Genomic DNA, 19,193 nt, shown 5'->3' on the forward strand with positions numbered 1-19,193 from the left:
GTTTCGGCGAGCGCCCGGCGGCGTGCTTCGAGCCGACCGAGCTCGGTGTCGAGCCGGCGGAATTCGTCCTGGGATGCGTCATGCTGCGCCTGCGCCTCGCGCAGCCGGGTTTGCGCGGCCTCGAGCGCCTCGCGCAGCGCTTCGACCCGCCCGGCGAGCGTCTCTTGCCGCGCGTGCTCGCGCTCGAGCGCCTCCTCGTCGCCGCCAGCGAGCGACGAGGCTTCCTGCGCCAGGCGCTCGAGCCGGGCCTCGCCCGCCTGCAGCGAGCGCTCCAACGCGGCGATCCGGGCGCGTTCGACGGCGATCTGCCGCTGGGCGTCGTGCCGCTCGCGCTCGGCGATCGCCGCGCCGTGGCGGGCATCTTCCAGGGTGCGCTCGAGCGCTTCCAGCACCTCGTCGAGCGCTTCCAGCCGTTCCTGCAGCGTCTCGCGCCGAGCCTGGGCGAGCGCGTCGAGCTCGTCCCAGCGCGCCCGCTCGAGGCGGGCCTGATCGCCCTCTTCCTGCCAGCGTCCTGCCTCCTCGCCGATGCGCTCGAGCCGCTCGGCAAGGGCAGCGAGCGTCTCCTCGCGATGGCGCCGCTCGCCGATCACGCGTTCGAGCCGGGCGCTCGCCTCGAAATAGACCTGCTGGGCGGATTCGAGCGCCGCGGCGGCCGCTTGCGCCTCGGCACGGGCCGATTCGAGTGCCGCTTCGAGACTCGTTCGTTCCTGCCGCTGCCGTTCCAGCTCGGCTTCGAGCGCGGCGATGCGCTCGTCTCCGGCGGCAAGCGCCGCGGCCGCCTCGCGCCGCCGCAACGCCCAGGATTGCTGCCGCGCCAGGCGCAGGCGTTTTTCCAGCTCACGATAGCGCCGGGCACGTTCGGCCTGGACGGCAAGCGTCTCGGCCTGGGCGGCGAGCTCGGCGTGCAGGTCGGCCAGCCGCTCGAGGTTAGAACGCGCCTCCTTCAGCCGCGCCTCCGTCTCCTTGCGCCGTTCATGGTAGCGGGTGACGCCAGCCGCCTCTTCGAGGAAACGGCGCAGTTCCTCGGGCTTTGCCTCGACGATACGCGAGATCATCCCTTGCTCGATGATGGCGTAGGCGCGCGGCCCCAGTCCCGTGCCGAGGAAGAGATCGACCACGTCGCGGCGGCGCACGCGCTGCCCATTGAGGAAATAGCTGGATTCGCCGCCGCGGACGACCACGCGCTTGACCGAGATCTCGGAGAATCGCCCCCAGGGGCCGGGCACGCCGCCGTCGGCGTTGTCGAAGACGAGCTCGACGCTCGCGCGCGCCAGGGGCTTTCGCTTGTCCGAGCCGTTGAAGATCACGTCGGCCATCTGCTCGCCGCGCAGGGCGGAGGCGCGCATCTCGCCGAGCACCCAGCGCACGGCGTCGATCACGTTCGATTTGCCGCAGCCGTTGGGCCCGACGATGCCCACCAGCGCGCCCGGGAGCACGAGCGTGGTCGGCTCGACGAAGGTCTTGAAACCGGCCAGTTTGATCTTGATGAGTCGCACGGCGTGAAAGGAAGACCAATGAAGGCTTCGAGCCGCGCATGATACCATTTCGCGTTAGGTGAAACTGGAATCATCTCCACGGAGGATCTCATGGCCAACTGGCAAGGCATCGCATCGCTGATCGACGCCGCGTTCGAAGAGCGCACGCGCTTCTCCCCCGGCAACGCGCCCAAGGAGGTATTCGACGCAGTGGAGGCGGTGATCGACGGGCTCGATCGCGGCGCGATCCGCGTGGCCGAGAAACGCGAGGGCGATTGGCACGTCAATCAGTGGATCAAGAAAGCGGTGCTGCTCTCCTTCCGCCTGCGCGACAACCGCCTCATGGAAGGCGGCGAGACGCGCTATTTCGACAAGGTCGAGCCGAAGTTCGCCCGCTACGGCGAGGCGGATTTCCGCGAAGGCGGGTTTCGCGTGGTGCCGCCGGCGGCGGCGCGGCGCGGCTGCTACATCGCCAAGAACGTGGTGCTCATGCCTTCCTACGTAAACATCGGCGCCTACGTCGATGAGGGCACCATGGTCGATACCTGGGCCACGGTGGGCTCCTGCGCCCAGATCGGCAAGAACGTGCACCTCTCCGGCGGCGTGGGCATCGGCGGCGTGCTGGAACCGGTGCAGGCCGGGCCGGTGATCATCGAGGACAACGTCTTCGTCGGCGCGCGCTCCGAGATCGTCGAGGGCGTGATCGTGGAAGAGAACGCCGTGATCTCCATGGGGGTCTATCTGGGCATGAGCACCAAGATTTACGACCGCGAAAGCGGCGAGATCCTGTACGGGCGCGTGCCCTCCGGTGCCGTGGTCGTGCCCGGCAGCCTCCCCTCCCCCGACGGCAGATACAGCCTGTACTGCGCCGTGATCGTCAAGCGCGTGGATGCGCAGACGCGCGCCAAGACCGCGATCAACGAACTGCTGCGCGGAGCCTGAGGAGGCGACCATCATGCCCATCGTCACGCCGGTGCTGGAAAAGCTCTTTCGCGCGATGCACGATCGCAACGCCTCCGACATCTTCATCACGGCGGGGGCGCCGATCCACATCAAGATCAACGGGTTCGTGGCACCGATCAACCAGCAGGTGATGAAGCCCGAACAAGTGCGGCGGATCTTAGAAGAGGCCATCGCCAGCGAGGCGCTGTGGCAGCGCTACGTCGAACGCAAGGAGCTCAATTTCTCCCTGGGCTTGTCCGATGTCGGCAACTTCCGCATCAACGCCTTCTGGCAGCGCAACAGCCCGGCGGCGGTGATCCGCTACGTGAGCCGCGACATCCCCTCGTTCGAGGCCCTGGGGCTGCCGCCCGTGCTGGGCGAGATGGCTTTGGGCAAACGCGGGCTCATCCTGGTCGTCGGCCCCACCGGTTCGGGCAAATCGACCACGCTCGCGGCGATGATCGATCACCGCAACGCGAACCTGCCGGGGCACATCCTCACGGTGGAAGACCCGATCGAATACCTCTTCCGCCACAAGAAATCGCTCGTCAACCAGCGCGACGTGGGGATCGACACCCTCTCCTGGGGCGAGGCGCTCAAGAGCGCCATGCGCCAGGCACCGGACTGCATCCTCATCGGCGAGATCCGCGATCTGGAAACCATGCAGGCGGCGATCGCCTATGCGCTCACCGGACACCTGGTGCTCGCTTCGCTGCACGCGAACAACACCTATCACGCGCTCAACCGCATCGTGAATTTCTATCCGCTGGAGAGCCGGGGGCTGCTCTTCTCGGATCTGAGCGTGGCGCTGCGCGCCATCGTGGCCCAGCGCCTGGTGCGGCACGTGAAGGGGCAACGCATCCCGGCGGTCGAGATCCTCGTCAATTCGCGCCTTATCGCCGAGATGATCGAGAAAGGCAACCTCTCCATGATCAAGGACGCGATGGAGCGCTCGCTCTCCCCGGGTGTGCAGACTTTCGACCAGGATCTGGTGCGACTCTACCGCAGCGGTGCCATCACCCTGGAAGAGGCGATCGCCCAGGCCGATTCGCCCACCAACCTGCAGTGGGAACTGCAAAACGCAGGGGTGCAGACCACGATCCAGGATGGCGGCATTCCCACCGCCGACGTCGACCTGCCCTCGCAGATGACCGAAATCGAGTTTCCTTCGCTGGCCAGCACCAAGACATGAACGTCCTCGCACTCGCCCAGGCGCTCATCCGCCGCCCTTCCGTCACGCCCGCGGAAGCCGGCTGCTTGGCACTCCTCGGCGAGCGGCTCGCCGCGCTCGGCTTTACCCTGGAGCGGCTCGATGCGGGCGGCGTGGCCAACCTCTGGGCGCGGCGCGGGGAAGAGGGGCCGCTTTTCGTCTTCGCCGGACACGTCGACGTCGTGCCGCCCGGCCCCGAGGATCGCTGGCGCTTTCCGCCCTTTTCTGCCACGGTGGCCGAGGGCAGGCTCTACGGGCGCGGCGCCGCCGACATGAAGAGTTCGCTCGCCGCCATGGTGTGCGCGGTGGAAGCCTTCCTCGCGGGGTGCCCCGCGCATCGCGGCTCCATCGGCTTTCTGCTGACCTCCGACGAAGAAGGGCCGGCGGTGCACGGCACACGCCACGTGGTCGAGGTTCTGCGCTCGCGCGGCCTGCGCTTCGACTACGCCCTGGTGGGCGAGCCCACCTGCGAGCGCGTGCTCGGAGACACGATCAAGAACGGCCGGCGCGGTTCGCTCACTGGCCGGCTCACGGTGCATGGCAAGCAGGGTCACGTCGCCTATCCCCATCTGGTCGATAACCCGGTGCATCGCCTGGCGCCGGCGCTCGCCGAACTCGTGGCCACCGAATGGGATCGGGGCAACGAACATTTTCCGCCCACGTCGCTGCAGGTGACCGACCTGCACGCCGGGGTGGGTGCGACGAACGTGGTGCCCGGCGAATGCCGCATGACCTTCAATTTCCGCTTTTCCTCCGAGCAGACGCCGGAGGGCCTGCAGGAGTGGGTGGAGGCGATTTTGCACCGCCACGGCGTGCCCTTCTCCCTTTCCTGGGAGCTGGGCGGGCGCCCCTTCCTCACGCCCCGGGGCGAACTCGTCGCGGCGCTATCGGACGGCGTCGAAGCCGCCTGCGGGATCAGTCCGCGGCTCTCCACCAGCGGCGGCACCTCCGACGGACGCTTCATCGCCGCCATCTGTCCGCAGGTGGTGGAATTCGGACCGGTCAATGCCACCATCCACCAGATCGACGAATGCGTGGCGCTCGAAGAACTGGAGCCACTCGCCGCCGTCTATCGCGGCGTCCTGGAACGCTTGCTGCCCCCTGCCGGAGAAGCCCATGCACGAAGCTGAAGACGATCCGATGTTCGAAGCCCACGAGCACGACGAGACCGAGGCGCTCATCACGGTGCGCGACTGGGTACGCTACGCCGTCACCCGGCTCGAGAGCGAAGAGGCGTTCTACGGCCACGGTTGCGAGGACGTGCTCGATGAGGCGGTGTGGCTGGTGAGCGGCGCCTTGAAGCTGCCGCGCGAGCGCTTCGAGTGGTTTCTGGACGCAAGCCTCACCGAGTCCGAGCGCCAACGCCTGGCCGAGCTGGTGGCACGCCGCACCGTCGATAAAGTGCCGACGGCCTATCTGCTCAACGAAGCCTGGCTGGGACCGTTTCGCTTCTACGTGGACGAGCGCGTGATCGTGCCGCGCTCGTTTCTGGCCGAGCTGCTCGAAGAGCGCTTCTCGCCCTGGCTCGAGCAGCCGGAAAGAATACAGCGGGTGCTCGATCTGTGCACCGGCTCGGGCTGCCTCGCGATCATGGCCGCCTATGCTTTTCCCCAAGCGGAGATCGTGGCGGCCGATCTCTCGGACGAGGCGCTGGAAGTCGCGCGGATCAACGTCGAAGCCTATGACCTGCAGGATCGCGTACGGCTACTGCGCTCGGACGTATTCTCGGCGCTCGGAGGTGAAACGTTCGACTTGATCGTGAGCAACCCGCCCTACGTCACGGCGCAGGTCATGGCCGAATTGCCGCAGGAATACCGCCACGAGCCGGCGCTCGCGCTCGCCGCGGGAGAAGACGGGCTCGACGTGGTGCGGCGTATCCTCTCCGAAGCGAAGCGCCACCTCACGCCGCAGGGCTGGCTCGCCGTGGAAGTCGGGCACAACCGGGCACTGGTGGAAGCGGCCTTCCCCGAGCTCCCCTTCACCTGGCTCGCCACGGAGACGGCCGAGGACAAGGTGTTTCTCCTGCCCGCCTCGGCGCTATGAGCACCGCCCAACGACGCAATCGGACCGCGCAGTAGATTGATTCCCCGGCGCTCTCTCAGACGGCGAAACTCTCGCCACAGCCGCAGGTCGCCTTCACGTTGGGATTGTCGAACTTGAAGGATTCGTTCAAGCCTTCGCGGCGGTAGTCGATCACCGTGCCGTCGAGCTTGGGCAGATCCTCCTGCGCCACCACCACGTTCACGCCGTGGCTCTCGAACACGAGATCCTGTGGCCCCGCCGCGTCGGTCACGTCGAGCTTGTAGGCAAAGCCCGTGCAGCCGGAAGGGGTCACGCCCAGGCGCAGGCCCAGGCCGTGGCCACGTTTTTCCAGGATCCGCCGCACCTGGGCAGCGGCGCGTTCCGTCAGGGTGATCGTCATGGTCTTCGTTTCCTTTGCTTGCAGTAGATGAAATGACGCCGCTCGTGCGTCGGGGTTCCGCTTCAGCGCCCGCGCAGGGCAAGGATGCGCTCGCGCAGCAGGCGGATCGCCGTGTCGATCTCCTCGGCGGTGGTGAAGCGCCCCAGGGTGAGGCGCAATGCACTGCGGGCGAGCTCTGGCGAGCGGCCCAGCGCGCGCAGCACGTAGGAGGGTTCGAGGCTTGCCGAGGTGCAGGCCGAGCCGGCCGACACGGCCAGTTCCTCGCCCAACGACAGGAGCAGCGCATCGCCCTCGATGCCCTCGACCGAGACGTTCAAGTTGTGCGGCACGCGATGTTCGAGGTCGCCATTGAGGTGGATGCCCGGCAGTTCCTGCAAGGCGGCGAGCAGCCGGTCGCGCAGCGCCCGGATGCGCGGCAGCTCATCGGACATCTCCGCGCGCGCGAGGCGATAGGCTTCCCCCATGCCGACGATCTGGTGCGTGGGCAGCGTCCCCGAGCGAAAACCGCGTTCGTGCCCTCCTCCGTGCATCTGCGCTTCCAGCCGCACCCGCGGGCGACGGCGCACGTAGAGCGCGCCGATCCCTTTGGGGCCGTACGTCTTGTGGGCGGAAAAGGACATGAGCGAGACGTCGAGTTTTTGTAGGTCGATCGTCACCTTGCCGGTGGCCTGCGCCGCATCGACGTGAAAGAGGATGCCGCGCTCGCGGCACAGCGCCCCGATCTCCTCGATCGGCTGGATGACGCCGATCTCGCTGTTGACGAGCGCCACCGACACGAGCAGCGTGTCTGGCCGCAGGGCGCGTTCGAGTTCGTCCACGTCGACCAGACCGTTTTCCTGCACCGGCAGATAGGTGGCGGTGAAACCGCGCGCTTCCAGCGCCTTGACGCTGTCGAGCACCGCCTTGTGTTCGGTCTGCAGGGTGATGAGATGCCGTCCCTGGTCGCGGTAGAACTCGGCCACGCCCTTGATGGCGAGGTTGTCGGCCTCGGTCGCGCCCGAGGTCCACACGAGTTCGCGCGGTTCGCAGCCGACGAGCTCGGCCACACGGCTGCGCGCCTCTTCCACGGCTTTTTCCGCCTCCCAGCCGTAGGCGTGGGTGCGGCTCGCCGGGTTGCCGAAGCGCTCGGTGAGCCAGGGAATCATGGCATCGCGCACGCGGGGGTCCACCGGCGTGGTGGCGGCGTAGTCGAGATAGATCGGTCGTCGCTGCATGAAGGAATCCTTTCAATCGGCACACAGGGCCGCGAGGCGCCGCAGATCGCCTGCCGCCTGCGCGAGCGCGGCGAGAAACCCGTCGATGTCGGCTTCGGTCGTGCTGCTGCCGGTACTCACGCGCACGGCCCCACGGGCGAGCGCCTCGGGTACGCCCATGGCAAGAAGGCTGCGCGGTGCGCCAGGCTCACCGCTGGAACAGGCCGAGCCGGTCCCCACCGCGAAACCGGCGCGATCGAGCCGGCTGGCGAGCGCCGCCCCCTCCAGCCCGGGCAGCGCGAAAAAGGTGGTATTGGGTAGCCGCGTCGCCCCGGCGCCAAAGATCACCGCCCCCTGCGCCGCGAGCCCCGCTTCCAGCCGCTGCTGCAAGGAGCGCAGGCGGGCGTGCCAGGATTCTCTGGCTTCGAGCGCTTCGACGAGCGCCGCGGCCATGGCCATCGCGCCGGGCACGTTCTCCGTGCCCGAGCGCCGTCCCGCCTCCTGCCCGCCACCGGTGATGAGTGGCTCCAATGCCACCTCACGCGCGAGCACGAGGGCGCCGATTCCTGGCGGCGCGCCGAACTTGTGCCCCGACAGCGTGATCGCATGCACGCCCAGGCCGCGCCGCGACAACGGCATTTTTCCGGCCGCCTGCACCGCGTCGCAATGCACCAGAGCGCCGGCCTCGCGCGCTGCTCGGGCGAGCGCCGCCACGTCCTGGATCACGCCCGTTTCGTTGTGCGCCAACATCACCGAGACGATCGCCGGGCGCTCGCGCAGGATGCGCTCGAAGGCAAAAGGGTCGATTCGGCCTTCGGCATCGACGGGGATCTCGACCAGGCGCCAGCCGTGCGCGGCAAGGAGCCTTGCCGTTTCGTAGACGCTGGAGTGTTCGACGGCGCTCACGGCGATGAGGCCGGGTTCCAGGCGCGCCGCCGCCCCGCGCAGAAAAAGCGCGTTGGCCTCCGTGCCGCCACTCGTGAAGACGATCTCCTCCGGCGAGGACTCCAGGCATTCAGCCAAGGTACGCCGCGCCTCTTCGAGCAACGTACGGGCGCGGCGCCCTGCGGCGTGCAGGCTGGAGGGGTTACCGAGCCGCTCGTCATCGAGGCAGGCGTGCAGCGCGGCGCGCGCCGCCGCGGCGAGCGGCGCGGTGGCGTTCCAATCGAGATAGACGCCACCTGCGGCGAAGGTCATCGCCTCAGCACGCCTCGCAGGCGGTGAGCTCGCTCGCCTCGCCCGCCTTCTTGCGGGGACGGCGACGGGAGATGACACGCTTGATCTCGCCGCGCACCACCGCCCCCAGGGTGACGGAATCGAGATACTCCATCATGCGCACGTTGAGGTTGCTCCACAGGTGGTGCGTGGAGCAGATGTGGTCGTTCTGGCAGTTTTCCTTGCCGCCGCACTGGGTGGTATCGAGCGGCTCGTCCACCGCTTCGACGATCTCGGCGATGGTGATCTCGTCCATCGGCCGCCCGAGGCGGTAGCCGCCGCCGGGTCCGCGCACGCTCGACACTAGCCCCTCGCGCCGCAGGCGGCTGAAGAGCTGTTCGAGATAGGACAGAGAAATGTCCTGGCGCTCGGCGATGGTCGCCAGCGCCACCGGCCCCTTGTCCTGGTGCTTGGCCAGATCCACCATCGCGGTGACCGCGAATCGCCCTTTCGTCGTCAGTCGCATCGTCCATCCTCCCGCCGGGTCGTGGCCGACGTGCCGTAAGCAAGATAACTTACCCTACTGAAAAAGTCAACTATTCGGGCGATGCGTTTCTGCTATCCCGGGCTATTCCACCCAGCGCGAGACGCGCTGCGGGTCGAACTCTCGATCCTCGCCGGGCAGATCGGGCAAGGCGATGCCGGCCGCTTCCAGCCGGCGCACGAGTTCGGCGAAGCGCCGGTCGGATTCGACCGCGTGATCGAGCAGCGCATGCACCGCCTTGGCGAGCGGATCGTCGAGATCCTTGGTGAGCCCATAGGCGGTGAACCCGATCTCCTCGGCCTTGCGCCGACGGGCTTCGTCGCGCGACTCTTCTTTTTCCGGCTCGAGGATGCGCGCGAGCGTCCCCACCGCCGTGGCCCCAGCCGGAACCGGCTTGACGACGACCGCGTTCGAGCCGATTTTTGCCCCCGCTCCGACGGTAAAGCCACCCAGCACCTTGGCCCCGGCCCCCACCACGACGCCGGCTTCCAGGGTGGGATGGCGCTTGACGCCGCGATAGAGCGACGTGCCACCCAGCGTCACGCCTTGATAGATGGTGCAATCGTCGCCCACCTCGGCGGTCTCGCCGATCACCACCCCCATGCCGTGGTCGATGAACACGCGCCGGCCGATCGTCGCGCCAGGATGGATCTCGATGCCCGTGAGCCAGCGCGTGAGGTGGCTGAGGAAGCGCGCGAGCCAGCGCCAGCGCTTCGTCCACAAAAAATGCGCCAGCCGGTGCAGCCAGAGGGCGTGCAGGCCCGGATAGCAGGTGAGCACTTCCCAGCGCGAGCGCGCCGCCGGGTCGCGTTGCAGGATGCTGTCGATGTCTTCACGCAGGCGTTCCAGCCAGGAGGGCATGAAGGGGTTCCTTTCTCGGTTGCGCCGCAAGGCGGATCATTTTACGGGATTTTACGCGCCACCGCCTTGAGCATGCCACGCAGGATGTCGAGCTCGGCCCGTTCGAGCCGGGCGCGCGCAAGCAGCCGCCGCAGCCGCGCCTCCAGCCGTTTCGGCGAAGCTGGATCGTAAAAATCGAGCCGCTCGAGCACGGCGAGCCACTGCGCGAGCAGACCTTCGACCGCCTCGTGTGAAGCAGGCACGAAATCGGGCGCGTCCGCGATGGCGCCTGCCTGCGGCGCAAAGGCTTCGCAGGTGCGGGCGAGCACGTAACAGGCCACCTGCACCGCCGCCGCGAGGTTGAGCGAGGAATACGCGGGATTGGCGGGGATCGTCGCCGGGAAGGTGCATTGCCACACTTCCTCGTTCGCGAGGCCATTCGTCTCGTTGCCGAAGACGAGCGCAGCCTGGGTGTCGGGTGCGGCCTGCAGCGCCTGCAGCACTTCCCGGGCGCTCTCTTCCGGCGTGCGAAAAGGCTGAACGTAGGTGCGCGAGCGCGTGGTGAAGGCCACGCTCACGACGGTTCCGGCGAGCGCCTCGGCGAGGGTATCCACCACCATGGCGCGCTCGAGCACGTCGACCGCGCCCGAGGCGAGCGCCGTGGCCTGGGGATCGGGAAAACGCCGCGGTGCCACCAGCACGAGCCGGGACAGCCCCATCGTCTTCATCGCCCGGGCCGCCGCACCGATGTTGCCCGGATGCGAGGGGCGGCACAGCACGACGCGCACATGGGAAAGCAATCGCATGCCCTCGTGATCTAGCGTAAGCGACAACAATTCAGCGTTGCTCCCGTGTATGCCATATGCGCAAAACGAAGATACCCGAGTCACAGAGCTCGTATCGCATCTCGTAATCGCTTATGAGCAACCGACGAACCTCGCGCGGCGCGAACTGAAAAAGCTGCTCCCCGATCCGGGGATTCGTCACCAAGATATTCGGCGCCGAAATCAGGGTTTTCAGCACCCTCTTGGCCGCCTGCTCATTCTTCGGGGCAAGAAAAGCGTAGAGACGCTCCAAGTCGGACAAGCCCTTGCCCGTCCAGCGTATTTCCCTCATCGCGGCTCGGGCATCGGCAAGGGTTGATCGGTACCGATTCGTTCGACCCATTCCTGAACGACCCGATGCTCCACCACGTACCCCGCATCGACGTCTTCGAGTGCTTCCCTCGTGAGACGATCCTTTTCTTCCTCTTGGGCGATCCAGGCCGCAAGTGCCTGTTTCAAGATCCAGCCCCGCGACCGCTCCATGCGCCGGGCGAGATCATCGACTTTCTCGGCCAAAGGGACAGGCACGTGGACTGTCAGAACTCGAGTCTCGGTTTTCGACATCTGTAGTCTCTTCATGTTCTGAATCAATGTGATTCATTCTAAATCGCCATTGAGAAAAACTCAACGCACGGCAGAAGAACTGATGCTTGCCGCACATCAAGTCTGCCCCTTCTCCAATGCCGTGCACGGCAACATCGATGTGTGCGGGAGGACTGAAACGTACGACCTTGGCCGGTTTTCCGTCCGCCGGCTCCGTCGCCCTTTACGGTAAAATTCAAGGTTGGCCCGCAGGGGCGTTTCACCACCGAGGATTTCGCCGATGATCGTCCATCCTACCCTCAACATCGCCATCAAGGCCGCCCGGCGCGCCGCCGCCATCATCAACCGCGCGGCGTTGCAGCTCGAGCGGCTCACCATCGAAGCCAAGGCGTTCAACGACTTCGTCACCGAGGTCGACCGCGCGGCCGAAGAGGCGATCATCGAGACGATCCGCGAAGTGTACCCGGAACACGCCATCCTCGCCGAGGAATCGGGCGCACTGGCCGGGGAAGGGTTCGAGTGGATCATCGATCCGCTCGACGGCACGACGAACTTCATCCACGGCGTGCCGCAATACGCCATCTCCATCGCCGTGCGCAAGGACGGCGTCTTGGAGCACGCGGTGGTCTTCGATCCCCTACGCAACGAACTCTTCACCGCCTCGCGCGGCGGCGGAGCCTATCTCAACGAACGGCGCATCCGGGTGAGCCGCACGGTGAAGCTGCACCAGGCGCTCATCGGCACGGGCTTCCCGTTCCGCGAGTTTCGCCACATCGACACCTATCTAGCGATCTTCCGCGATCTGGCGCAAAAGACCGCCGGCATCCGCCGCCCGGGCGCGGCGGCGCTCGATCTGGCCTACGTGGCGTGCGGCCGCTTCGACGGTTTCTGGGAATTCGGTCTCAAGCCTTGGGACATGGCCGCCGGGGCCTTGCTGATCCTGGAGGCGGGCGGCCTGGTGAGCGACCTCTCCGGCGAGGGCGGCTTTCTCGAGAGCGGCAACGTCGTGGCCGGCACCCCCAAGGTTTTCGTGCCGCTGCTCGGCGTGGTGCGCGAGCATCTGCCGGCGGAGCTTCCCCGCTGAGGGCGGTTTGTGTCATGCCGGCCGTAGCCGATCTCTCCGCCCACACCCCCATGATGCAGCAGTACCTGCGCCTCAAGGCGCAGCATCCGGAGTGCCTGCTGCTCTTTCGCATGGGGGATTTCTACGAGCTCTTCTATGAGGACGCCGAAAAGGCGGCGCGGCTGCTCGATCTCACGCTCACCACCCGCGGCCAGTCGGCCGGAGCTCCTATTCCCATGGCTGGCATTCCGTTCCATGCCCTGGAGACCTACCTGGGGCGGCTGATACGCGCCGGGCTGGCGGTGGCCATCGCCGAGCAGCAGGGTGAGCCGGGCGCGCAAAAGGGACCGATGGAGCGGGTGGTGACCCGCATCGTCACGCCGGGCACGCTCGTCGATGCGGCGCTGCTCGACGAGCGCAGCGATGCGCCGCTTGTCGCCCTTTTTACCCGCAAAGGGAGGACGGGCGTGGCGACACTGACTTTGGCGAGCGGCGACTTTCGCCTGCTGGTGTGCGACACCGCCGAGCTGGAAGCCCAGCTCGAGCGCCTGCGCCCGGCCGAAGTGCTCGTGCCCGAGGAACTGCCCTTGCCGCCGGTGCTGGAGACGGGGCGTGCGCCGCTGCGCCGCCTGCCCGGCTGGCAGTTCGATGCGACGATCGCGCGGCGGCTGCTGACGGCCCATTTCGGAGTGCAGGATCTGGCCGCCTTCGGCGTGGAAGTGGCGCACGAGCCGGCGCTCGCCGCGGCCGCGGCGCTTTTCGAATACGTGCGCCAGACGCAGAAGAGCGAGCTCGCCCACGTGCGCACGCTGCGCCTCGAGCGCGACGACGACTATCTGTGGCTCGACGCCGCCACGCGCCGCAACCTCGAACTCACCGAGACGCTGCGCGGCGAATCCGCCCCTACCCTCTTCTCCACGCTCGATTTCACCCGCACGGCGATGGGCGCGCGCTGGCTGAAGCACGCCCTGCACCATCCGCGGCGCGATCCCGCAGCGGCGCGCGAGCGCCAGGCGGTGATCGGAACCTTGATCGCGCAACCGCGCACCTTCGCCGCGATCCTCGAGCGGCTCGACGGCCTGGGCGATCTGGAGCGGATCGCCGCGCGCATCGCACTCGGTACGGTGCGCCCCAGGGAACTGGCGGCGCTACGCACCTCGCTGCGCCGCCTGCCCGAGCTGCGGGCGCTGCTTGAACCGCACCGCGAGGTGCCGCGCCTCGCCGCGCTGAGCGACGCCCTGGCCGTGCCCCCCGAGGCACTCTCGCTCCTGGAGCGCACGCTCGCGGACGAACCGCCGACGCTGGTGCGCGACGGCGGCGTGATCGCCCCGGGGTTCGACGCCGAGCTCGACGAGCTTCGCGCCCTGCAAAACGACTGCGGCGCCTTCCTGCTCGAACTGGAAGCGCGCGAGCGGGAGCGCACCGGTATCGCGACGCTCAAGGTCGAATACAACAAGGTGCATGGCTTCTACATCGAGGTGAGCAAGGCGCACGCCGACAAGGTGCCGGCCGACTACCGCCGGCGCCAGACGATGAAGAACGCCGAGCGCTTCCTCACGCCCGAGCTCAAGGCCTTCGAAGACCGGGCGCTGTCGGCGGCCGAGCGGGCGCTCGCGCGGGAGCGTTTCCTCTATGAGGACCTGGTACGCCAGCTGCTCGCCTGGGTGCCGGCGCTGCAGCAGGCGGGGCGCGCGGCCGCCGAGCTCGACGGGCTTTCCTCGCTGGCGCAGGCCGCCGAGCGCTACGGTTACGTGGCACCGGAATTCGCCGAAACGCCGGGGCTCGCGATCGAGGGTGGGCGACACCCCGTGGTGGAGCGCCAGGTGGAGACGTTCGTAGCCAACGACGTGCGGCTCGACGGCGAAACGCGGCGGCTCTTGGTGATCACCGGCCCCAACATGGGCGGCAAATCCACCTTCATGCGCCAGACGGCGCTCATCGCCCTGCTCGCCTACGTCGGTGCCTGGGTGCCGGCGCGGCGCGCCGTCATCGGGCCGCTCGATGCCATCTACACCCGCATCGGCGCAAGCGACGATCTCGCCTCCGGCCGCTCCACCTTCATGGTGGAAATGACGGAGGCGGCCTACATCGTGCACCACGCGAGCGAACGCAGCCTCGTGCTGATGGACGAAATCGGCCGAGGTACCTCGACTTTCGACGGCATGGCGCTCGCCTGGGCGATCGCGCGCCAGCTGCATGGCAAGAATCGCGCCCTCACCCTCTTCTCGACGCACTATTTCGAGCTCACGCGCCTGGCCGAAGAGCTGCAAGCCTGCGCCAACGTGCACGTGGAAGCAGTGGAGCACGAGGGGCGGGTGGTCTTTCTCCACTCGGTACGCGAGGGGCCGGCAAGCCGCAGTTACGGCATCCACGTGGCCGCGCTCGCGGGCATGCCGCGCTCCGTGCTCACCCAAGCCCGCCGGGAACTGGCGCGACTGGAGGCCCGCGCGATGGAGGAAAGTCGCCAGCCGCAGCTCTTCGCCTGCGAACCGGGCGAGGACCTGCCGCCCGAACCCGAGCCGCAGTGCATCGAAGTGCTGCCGGCCTGGCTCGCGCCGCTCGCCGACGTCGATCCGCGCACCCTCACCCTGGGACAGGCGATCGAGTGGTTCGAGCGCCTGCGCGCGGCGCTGCGTGCAGCCGAAAACGAAGCGCCCCGCCTTACTCGGTGAGCGTGCGCCACAGCGTCTTGCCGCCGCTCGCTTGGTCGATCTCGGCGAGCACCGCTTCGTGGGCGACGAGTTCTTCCTCGCTCGCCCGCAGCACCCGCAGCGCCGGCCGAGGGGCGCCGTCGCGCCGCGCGCCACCTTGGACCCTCGCCGCGGGCGCTGCGTCCAGCATCAGGGTTTCCTGCCCCCGGGTCATCGCCAGATAGACTTCGGCGAGCAGTTCCGCGTCGAGCAGCGCGCCGTGCAGGGTACGGTGGCGGTTGTCGATGCCGTAGCACTCGCACAGCGCGTCGAGCGAGGCCTTCTTGCCCGGGGCGATCGTCTTGGCGAGCTTGAGGGTGTCGATCACGCCGCTGACCACCGTTTCGATCGGGTCCCGCCCCAGACGGGAGAGTTCGGCGTTGAGGAACCCCAGGTCGAAGGCGGCGTTGTGGATGATGAGTTCGGCCCCGCGCACGTAGTCGAGGAATTCGTCCACGATATCGGCAAAGCGCGGCGCATCGCGCAGCATCTCGTCGGTGATGCCATGCACCTCCACCGCCCCGGCGTCGATCGAACGCTCAGGATTGAGATAGCGGTGGAAGCGGTTATCGGTAAGGCGCCGCGCCAGCAGCTCGACGCAGCCGATCTCGATGATGCGATCCCCGTTCTTCCAATCGAGCCCCGTAGTCTCGGTATCGAGCACGATCTGATGCATGGCTCACTTCTCCTGCGTCTCGGCGGCTCCCCGCCGCACTTCCTCGATGCCGCGGCGCGCGAGCTCGTCGGCCCGCTCGTTGCCCTCGTCCCCGGAATGCCCGCGCACCCAGTGCCATTCGACGGGAAAACGCGCCGCGAGCGCATCGAGCTCCTGCCACAGATCCTGATTGGCCACGGGCTTGCCAGCAGCGGTGCGCCAGCCGCGGCGCTTCCACTGCGGCAGCCACTCGGTGATGCCCTTTTGCACGTACTGGCTGTCGGTGTAGATCGCCACCGGCACGGCCCGGCGCAGCGCGCGCAGCGCCTCGATCACCGCCCGCAGCTCCATGCGGTTGTTGGTGGTGGCGGGTTCGCCGCCCCACAGTTCCTTGCAGTGACCGTTCCAGCGCAGCACCGCCCCCCAGCCGCCGGGGCCGGGATTGCCGGAACAGGCCCCGTCGGTATGGATCTCTACCTTGCGCGTTTCGCTCACGATTCCCTTTTCAGCTTCGTGCACTCGGCGATCGCCGCGAGCCGCTCGGCGCGCTGTTTCTTGCGGTTTTGCCAGTCCGGCTGGATGATCCGCATGCCGGGCACGCGCTTGACCGCGTCGAGCACGTAGACGCCGCCAAAGAGCGGCCACCAGCGGTCCCCCGCCGCCTCGAACGCGCGACGCGCGCGCGGCAGCCGCTCGCCGGGCGGAGCGTACATGCCAAAACGCCCACCGCGCGGCTCGAATCCAAGCACGAGCAGCCGGTCCTTGAGGCGCGGTACCGTCATGCTGCCCGGCAGTCGCGGCCAGCGTTCGTGCCGTGACAGCAGCCGCCAAGGATACCAAGGGTTGAAGCCGAAGAACAGCGCATGCCCTTCCGGCACCAGCACGCGCTCGAGCTCGCGCAGCAGGGCGTGCGGATCGGCACTGCGATCGAGTGCAAACGGGGCCACCACCAGGTCGAGCGCGTTCGACTCGAACGGCAGCTCGTCCCAGGCGGCGCGTACTTCTCCCCCTTCGGGGTCGCAATGCCAGCGCCAGGGAATACGGCTGGAGGCGAGCAGATCGCGCTGCGGCAGGCCGAGCTGGATGGCGTAGAATCCGAAGACGTCGGCGACGAAACGCCCGACGACCTCCTCGCACCACGCCCAGACCCGCTCGCCGCCTGGAGAATCCAGCCAGGAGGAAAACGCCGATGCTTGCCTCTCAGGAGAAGTCATGACCCAAACGTTCCTCGAACCCATCGCCGCTTTGAGCGATAACTATATCTGGTTGTTGCACGATGGCCGCCACGCCGTGGTGGTCGACCCGGCCGAGGCCGCCCCGGTGCGCGCGGCGCTCGCCGCCCGCGGCCTGAACCTGGCCGCCCTCCTCGTCACGCACCATCACGCCGACCACACCGGCGGCGTGCCGGCCCTGCGCGCCGAATACGAAGTGCCTGCGTATGGGCCCGCCGCCGAGGACATCGCCTGCCTCACCCATCGGCTGCGCGAGGGCGAGGTGGTGGAAATTCCCCAGCTCGGCCTGAAACTCGCCGTGTGGGAAATCCCCGGCCACACCCGCGGGCACCTCGCCTATGTCGGCGCGGACTTCGCTTTTTGCGGCGATACCCTCTTCTCCGCCGGCTGTGGCCGCCTGTTCGAAGGAACACCGGCGCAGATGTACGCTTCGCTGCAGCGCCTCGCCGCGCTTCCCGAGACGACGCGCGTGTGCTGCGCCCACGAATATACCCTTGCCAACCTGCGTTTCGCCGCCGTGGTCGAGCCGGATAACGCCGATCGCATCGCCTACCAGGGCCGCTGCGAAGCAAAACGCGCCGCGGGCGAACCGACGCTGCCGAGCACGATCGGCCTCGAGCGCGCGGTCAACCCTTTTCTCAGGGTGCATACGCCGACGGTGGCTGCGGCGATTGCGCAGCACTACGGATACTGCCCCGCCGATCCGGTCGAGCGCTTCCGTCTGCTGCGTCAATGGAAGGACGGCTTTCGCGGTTGAACCCGGTTCAGGAAGAAGCACAGGGAGGCGCGGGCGAAGCAGGGTTAATGGCATCCGCATCACAGATGACGACCCGATTCCTGCCCGCTTTTTTCGCCTGATAAAGGGCGGCATCGGCAAAGTCGATGAGGCGGTTCGCCGGCATGGCAGGCAATTTTGCCGGATGCGCCACGGCACCGCCCACCGAGATCGTCACATGCTCCGCCGTGCCTTGGGCCGGGTGGGGAATGCGCAGTTTCTCTACGTTCTCGCGGATGCGCTCGGCGATGTGGCGCGCTCCGGCAAGGTCGGTGTTGGGCAGCACCACGGCGAACTCCTCGCCACCATAGCGCGCGGCCATGTCGCCGGGACGCTGCAGGGAGCCGGCGATGGTGGCAGCCACGATCTTCAAGGTGTCGTCGCCGGCCAGATGCCCGAGGCTGTCGTTGAACGCCTTGAAGTGATCCACGTCGATCATCAAGAGGGCAAGCGGCCGCTCCTCGCGGCGGCAGCGGGCCCACTCGCGCGCGAGCTTGTCGTCGAAGCCGCGGCGGTTGGCGATGCCGGTGAGACCGTCGAGATTGGTGAGCCGGCGCAGTTTCTGGTTGGCCTCGTCGAGCCGGCGGGTGAGCAGAAGCAGGTTCTGCTGGGCGTGCGCCAGGCGTAGCATGGCCCGCAGCTTGGCTGCCAGCACCACGAAAGAGACCGGCTTGGCGAGATAGTCGTCGCCGCCCGCCTCGATTCCCGCCTCGATGGCGCGATCGTCGCTGCGGGCGGTGAGAAAGATGATGGGGGTCCACTCGCCCGGGCGCTCGGACTGGCGGATGCGCCGGGCCACCTCGATGCCGTCGATGCCGGGCAAAATCACGTCGAGCAGTACGACATTGGGATTTTCCCGGAAAAAGAGCTCCAACCCTCCCTCGCCGTCGTGCGCGAGCAAGGGGGTGCAGCCCATTTTTTCGAGGTGGCGTGCGAGCACCGCGGCGCTGGTGACCGTATCCTCGATCACCAGCACCTTGGGCTCGCTACCGGGAAGCCTGCCGGTGGACGCCTCAGTGCGCGTGCCCGCCGGCTCCGTGAGGATGTCCATGGGCGATCTCTTCGGGCGTGGCGGGACGCACATCGGCGACTTCGAGCTCGAACACGAGCGCCATACCCGCGAGCGGGTGGTTGCCGTCGACCACCACCTTGCCTTCAGCGATGTCGGTGATGCGATAGAGGATGTCGTCCTCGCCGTCCTCACCCACGCGCTCGAAGGCCATGCCGACCTCGATGTTCTCGGGAAAGAGGCTGATGTCCTCGATGAAGACGAGCTCTTCGTCGTACTCGCCGAACGCTTCTTCCGGCTGCAGCTTCAGGCGCAGCGTGTCGCCCACGCTCTTGCCCTGCAGCGACTCCTCGATCTTGGGGAAGATCCCGTCGTAGCCGCCGTGCAGATAGACCAGGGGTTCCTTGCCGTCGTCGATCAATTCGCCATCGCTGTCGCGCACCGTGTAGCGCAGCGTGACCACCGTGTTTTTTGCCACTTCCATGGAACGAACTCCGTACAATCAAAGTAAGATGACACCGCCCGAGGACACCCCCGTCCGATGCCGAGCCATTGTAGCAGCATGACCGCCGGCACGGCAGGAGGTTCCTAAAGTTTTTGTCGCGCTCGCCGTAATCTTAC

20 protein-coding genes and 1 pseudogene are annotated in these 19,193 nt (G+C 67.5%); 7 read left to right on the top strand and 14 right to left on the bottom strand.

The features are described 5' to 3' along the window. On the bottom strand, positions 1-1,496 hold a 1,496-nt coding region (locus OA56_RS03450; protein ID WP_461583460.1), incomplete at its 3' end, for a chromosome segregation SMC family protein. Between the two features lie 90 nt (positions 1,497-1,586). Between OA56_RS03450 and dapD the strand changes: the two genes are divergently transcribed. From dapD to prmB, 4 genes are read left to right on the top strand one after another with little or no spacing between them, the layout of a single operon-like run. After that, the gene (gene dapD, locus OA56_RS03455) at positions 1,587-2,417 is read left to right on the top strand and encodes a 2,3,4,5-tetrahydropyridine-2,6-dicarboxylate N-succinyltransferase (RefSeq protein WP_461583462.1); all 831 of its coding nucleotides are present in this window, start codon (positions 1,587-1,589) and stop codon (positions 2,415-2,417) included. 13 nt (positions 2,418-2,430) lie between these two features. Next, positions 2,431-3,609: a PilT/PilU family type 4a pilus ATPase gene (locus tag OA56_RS03460; protein WP_461583464.1), complete on the top strand. Its 1,179-nt coding sequence runs from the start codon at positions 2,431-2,433 to the stop codon at positions 3,607-3,609. Further along, a complete protein-coding gene (gene dapE, locus OA56_RS03465; RefSeq protein WP_461583466.1) occupies positions 3,606-4,757 on the top strand; it encodes a succinyl-diaminopimelate desuccinylase in 1,152 nt (383 codons plus the stop codon). The genes OA56_RS03460 and dapE overlap by 4 nt, the downstream gene beginning before the upstream one ends. Continuing rightward, positions 4,744-5,670 (top strand): 50S ribosomal protein L3 N(5)-glutamine methyltransferase, encoded by a 927-nt coding sequence (prmB, locus tag OA56_RS03470; protein WP_461583468.1) that lies wholly within the window; start codon positions 4,744-4,746, stop codon positions 5,668-5,670. Before dapE ends, prmB begins: the two co-directional genes overlap by 14 nt. 55 nt (positions 5,671-5,725) lie before the next feature. Here the strand turns inward: prmB and OA56_RS03475 are convergent, their stop codons facing one another. From OA56_RS03475 to OA56_RS03510, 8 genes and pseudogenes are all read right to left on the bottom strand, one after another. Next, positions 5,726-6,049, bottom strand: a complete 324-nt coding sequence (locus OA56_RS03475) for a HesB/IscA family protein (protein ID WP_055422756.1) — start codon at positions 6,047-6,049, stop codon at positions 5,726-5,728. Positions 6,050-6,120: 71 nt separating this feature from the next. Then, positions 6,121-7,263: pseudogene (locus OA56_RS03480) on the bottom strand (IscS subfamily cysteine desulfurase); the annotation flags it as partial. Between the two features lie 12 nt (positions 7,264-7,275). Then, positions 7,276-8,439 carry a cysteine desulfurase family protein gene (locus OA56_RS03485; RefSeq protein ID WP_055422757.1) on the bottom strand — a complete coding sequence of 388 codons (1,164 nt, stop codon included), beginning with the start codon at positions 8,437-8,439 and terminating at the stop codon, positions 7,276-7,278. 4 nt (positions 8,440-8,443) lie between these two features. After that, the gene (locus tag OA56_RS03490; RefSeq protein ID WP_055422758.1) at positions 8,444-8,923 is read right to left on the bottom strand and encodes an Rrf2 family transcriptional regulator; all 480 of its coding nucleotides are present in this window, start codon (positions 8,921-8,923) and stop codon (positions 8,444-8,446) included. Between the two features lie 102 nt (positions 8,924-9,025). After that, positions 9,026-9,802, bottom strand: coding sequence for a serine O-acetyltransferase (gene cysE, locus OA56_RS03495; protein WP_461583471.1), 777 nt, complete (start codon positions 9,800-9,802; stop codon positions 9,026-9,028). Positions 9,803-9,843: 41 nt separating this feature from the next. After that, positions 9,844-10,587: an RNA methyltransferase gene (locus OA56_RS03500; RefSeq protein ID WP_461583473.1), complete on the bottom strand. Its 744-nt coding sequence runs from the start codon at positions 10,585-10,587 to the stop codon at positions 9,844-9,846. Positions 10,588-10,618: 31 nt separating this feature from the next. Continuing rightward, a complete protein-coding gene (locus OA56_RS03505) occupies positions 10,619-10,897 on the bottom strand; it encodes a type II toxin-antitoxin system RelE/ParE family toxin (protein ID WP_461583475.1) in 279 nt (92 codons plus the stop codon). After that, positions 10,894-11,169, bottom strand: coding sequence for a CopG family ribbon-helix-helix protein (locus OA56_RS03510; RefSeq protein ID WP_028874176.1), 276 nt, complete (start codon positions 11,167-11,169; stop codon positions 10,894-10,896). The genes OA56_RS03505 and OA56_RS03510 overlap by 4 nt, the downstream gene beginning before the upstream one ends. Before the next feature lie 259 nt (positions 11,170-11,428). Here OA56_RS03510 and OA56_RS03515 point away from each other — a divergent pair, with 259 nt between their 5' ends. After that, entirely contained in the window at positions 11,429-12,232 is an 804-nt protein-coding gene (locus tag OA56_RS03515; RefSeq protein WP_055422761.1) for an inositol monophosphatase family protein, read from the top strand. Positions 12,233-12,246: 14 nt separating this feature from the next. Next, a complete protein-coding gene (gene mutS, locus OA56_RS03520) occupies positions 12,247-14,883 on the top strand; it encodes a DNA mismatch repair protein MutS (protein WP_461583478.1) in 2,637 nt (878 codons plus the stop codon). On the opposite strand, the gene dnaQ is transcribed toward mutS, so the two are convergent. Genes dnaQ through OA56_RS03535 form a run of 3 tightly spaced genes read right to left on the bottom strand, consistent with a single transcriptional unit; the run spans position 14,873 to position 16,770 of the window. Then, entirely contained in the window at positions 14,873-15,577 is a 705-nt protein-coding gene (gene dnaQ, locus OA56_RS03525; RefSeq protein WP_461583480.1) for a DNA polymerase III subunit epsilon, read from the bottom strand. The two genes, mutS and dnaQ, sit on opposite strands and share 11 nt — an antisense overlap. Positions 15,578-15,580: 3 nt before the next feature. Then, a complete protein-coding gene (rnhA, locus tag OA56_RS03530; RefSeq protein WP_055422764.1) occupies positions 15,581-16,051 on the bottom strand; it encodes a ribonuclease HI in 471 nt (156 codons plus the stop codon). Then, on the bottom strand, positions 16,048-16,770 hold the full coding sequence (locus OA56_RS03535) for a class I SAM-dependent methyltransferase (protein WP_055422765.1): 723 nt from the start codon (positions 16,768-16,770) through the stop codon (positions 16,048-16,050). The genes rnhA and OA56_RS03535 overlap by 4 nt, the downstream gene beginning before the upstream one ends. Here OA56_RS03535 and gloB point away from each other — a divergent pair. Continuing rightward, the gene (gloB, locus tag OA56_RS03540; RefSeq protein WP_461583483.1) at positions 16,769-17,545 is read left to right on the top strand and encodes a hydroxyacylglutathione hydrolase; all 777 of its coding nucleotides are present in this window, start codon (positions 16,769-16,771) and stop codon (positions 17,543-17,545) included. The genes OA56_RS03535 and gloB overlap by 2 nt on opposite strands. 7 nt (positions 17,546-17,552) lie before the next feature. On the opposite strand, the gene OA56_RS03545 is transcribed toward gloB, so the two are convergent. Continuing rightward, positions 17,553-18,614, bottom strand: coding sequence for a GGDEF domain-containing response regulator (locus OA56_RS03545; RefSeq protein ID WP_461583485.1), 1,062 nt, complete (start codon positions 18,612-18,614; stop codon positions 17,553-17,555). Beyond that, positions 18,577-19,056, bottom strand: coding sequence for an FKBP-type peptidyl-prolyl cis-trans isomerase (locus OA56_RS03550; RefSeq protein ID WP_055422767.1), 480 nt, complete (start codon positions 19,054-19,056; stop codon positions 18,577-18,579). Before OA56_RS03550 ends, OA56_RS03545 begins: the two co-directional genes overlap by 38 nt. Between the last annotated feature and the right edge of the window lie 137 nt (positions 19,057-19,193).

This window comes from Tepidiphilus sp. HLB4 (assembly GCF_054823945.1).

Excerpts from the sequence above, each read along its gene's own strand:
- dapD (WP_461583462.1), top strand. The coding sequence starts at position 1,587 with ATGGCCAACTGGCAAGGCATCGCATCGCTGATCGACGCCGCGTTCGAA.
- OA56_RS03460 (WP_461583464.1), top strand. The coding sequence starts at position 2,431 with ATGCCCATCGTCACGCCGGTGCTGGAAAAGCTCTTTCGCGCGATGCAC.
- dapE (WP_461583466.1), top strand. The coding sequence starts at position 3,606 with ATGAACGTCCTCGCACTCGCCCAGGCGCTCATCCGCCGCCCTTCCGTC.
- prmB (WP_461583468.1), top strand. The coding sequence starts at position 4,744 with ATGCACGAAGCTGAAGACGATCCGATGTTCGAAGCCCACGAGCACGAC.
- OA56_RS03475 (WP_055422756.1), bottom strand. The coding sequence starts at position 6,049 with ATGACGATCACCCTGACGGAACGCGCCGCTGCCCAGGTGCGGCGGATC.
- OA56_RS03485 (WP_055422757.1), bottom strand. The coding sequence starts at position 8,439 with ATGACCTTCGCCGCAGGTGGCGTCTATCTCGATTGGAACGCCACCGCG.
- OA56_RS03490 (WP_055422758.1), bottom strand. The coding sequence starts at position 8,923 with ATGCGACTGACGACGAAAGGGCGATTCGCGGTCACCGCGATGGTGGAT.
- cysE (WP_461583471.1), bottom strand. The coding sequence starts at position 9,802 with ATGCCCTCCTGGCTGGAACGCCTGCGTGAAGACATCGACAGCATCCTG.
- OA56_RS03500 (WP_461583473.1), bottom strand. The coding sequence starts at position 10,587 with ATGCGATTGCTTTCCCATGTGCGCGTCGTGCTGTGCCGCCCCTCGCAT.
- OA56_RS03505 (WP_461583475.1), bottom strand. The coding sequence starts at position 10,897 with ATGAGGGAAATACGCTGGACGGGCAAGGGCTTGTCCGACTTGGAGCGT.
- OA56_RS03510 (WP_028874176.1), bottom strand. The coding sequence starts at position 11,169 with ATGTCGAAAACCGAGACTCGAGTTCTGACAGTCCACGTGCCTGTCCCT.
- OA56_RS03515 (WP_055422761.1), top strand. The coding sequence starts at position 11,429 with ATGATCGTCCATCCTACCCTCAACATCGCCATCAAGGCCGCCCGGCGC.
- mutS (WP_461583478.1), top strand. The coding sequence starts at position 12,247 with ATGCCGGCCGTAGCCGATCTCTCCGCCCACACCCCCATGATGCAGCAG.
- dnaQ (WP_461583480.1), bottom strand. The coding sequence starts at position 15,577 with ATGCATCAGATCGTGCTCGATACCGAGACTACGGGGCTCGATTGGAAG.
- gloB (WP_461583483.1), top strand. The coding sequence starts at position 16,769 with ATGACCCAAACGTTCCTCGAACCCATCGCCGCTTTGAGCGATAACTAT.
- OA56_RS03535 (WP_055422765.1), bottom strand. The coding sequence starts at position 16,770 with ATGACTTCTCCTGAGAGGCAAGCATCGGCGTTTTCCTCCTGGCTGGAT.
- OA56_RS03545 (WP_461583485.1), bottom strand. The coding sequence starts at position 18,614 with ATGGACATCCTCACGGAGCCGGCGGGCACGCGCACTGAGGCGTCCACC.
- OA56_RS03550 (WP_055422767.1), bottom strand. The coding sequence starts at position 19,056 with ATGGAAGTGGCAAAAAACACGGTGGTCACGCTGCGCTACACGGTGCGC.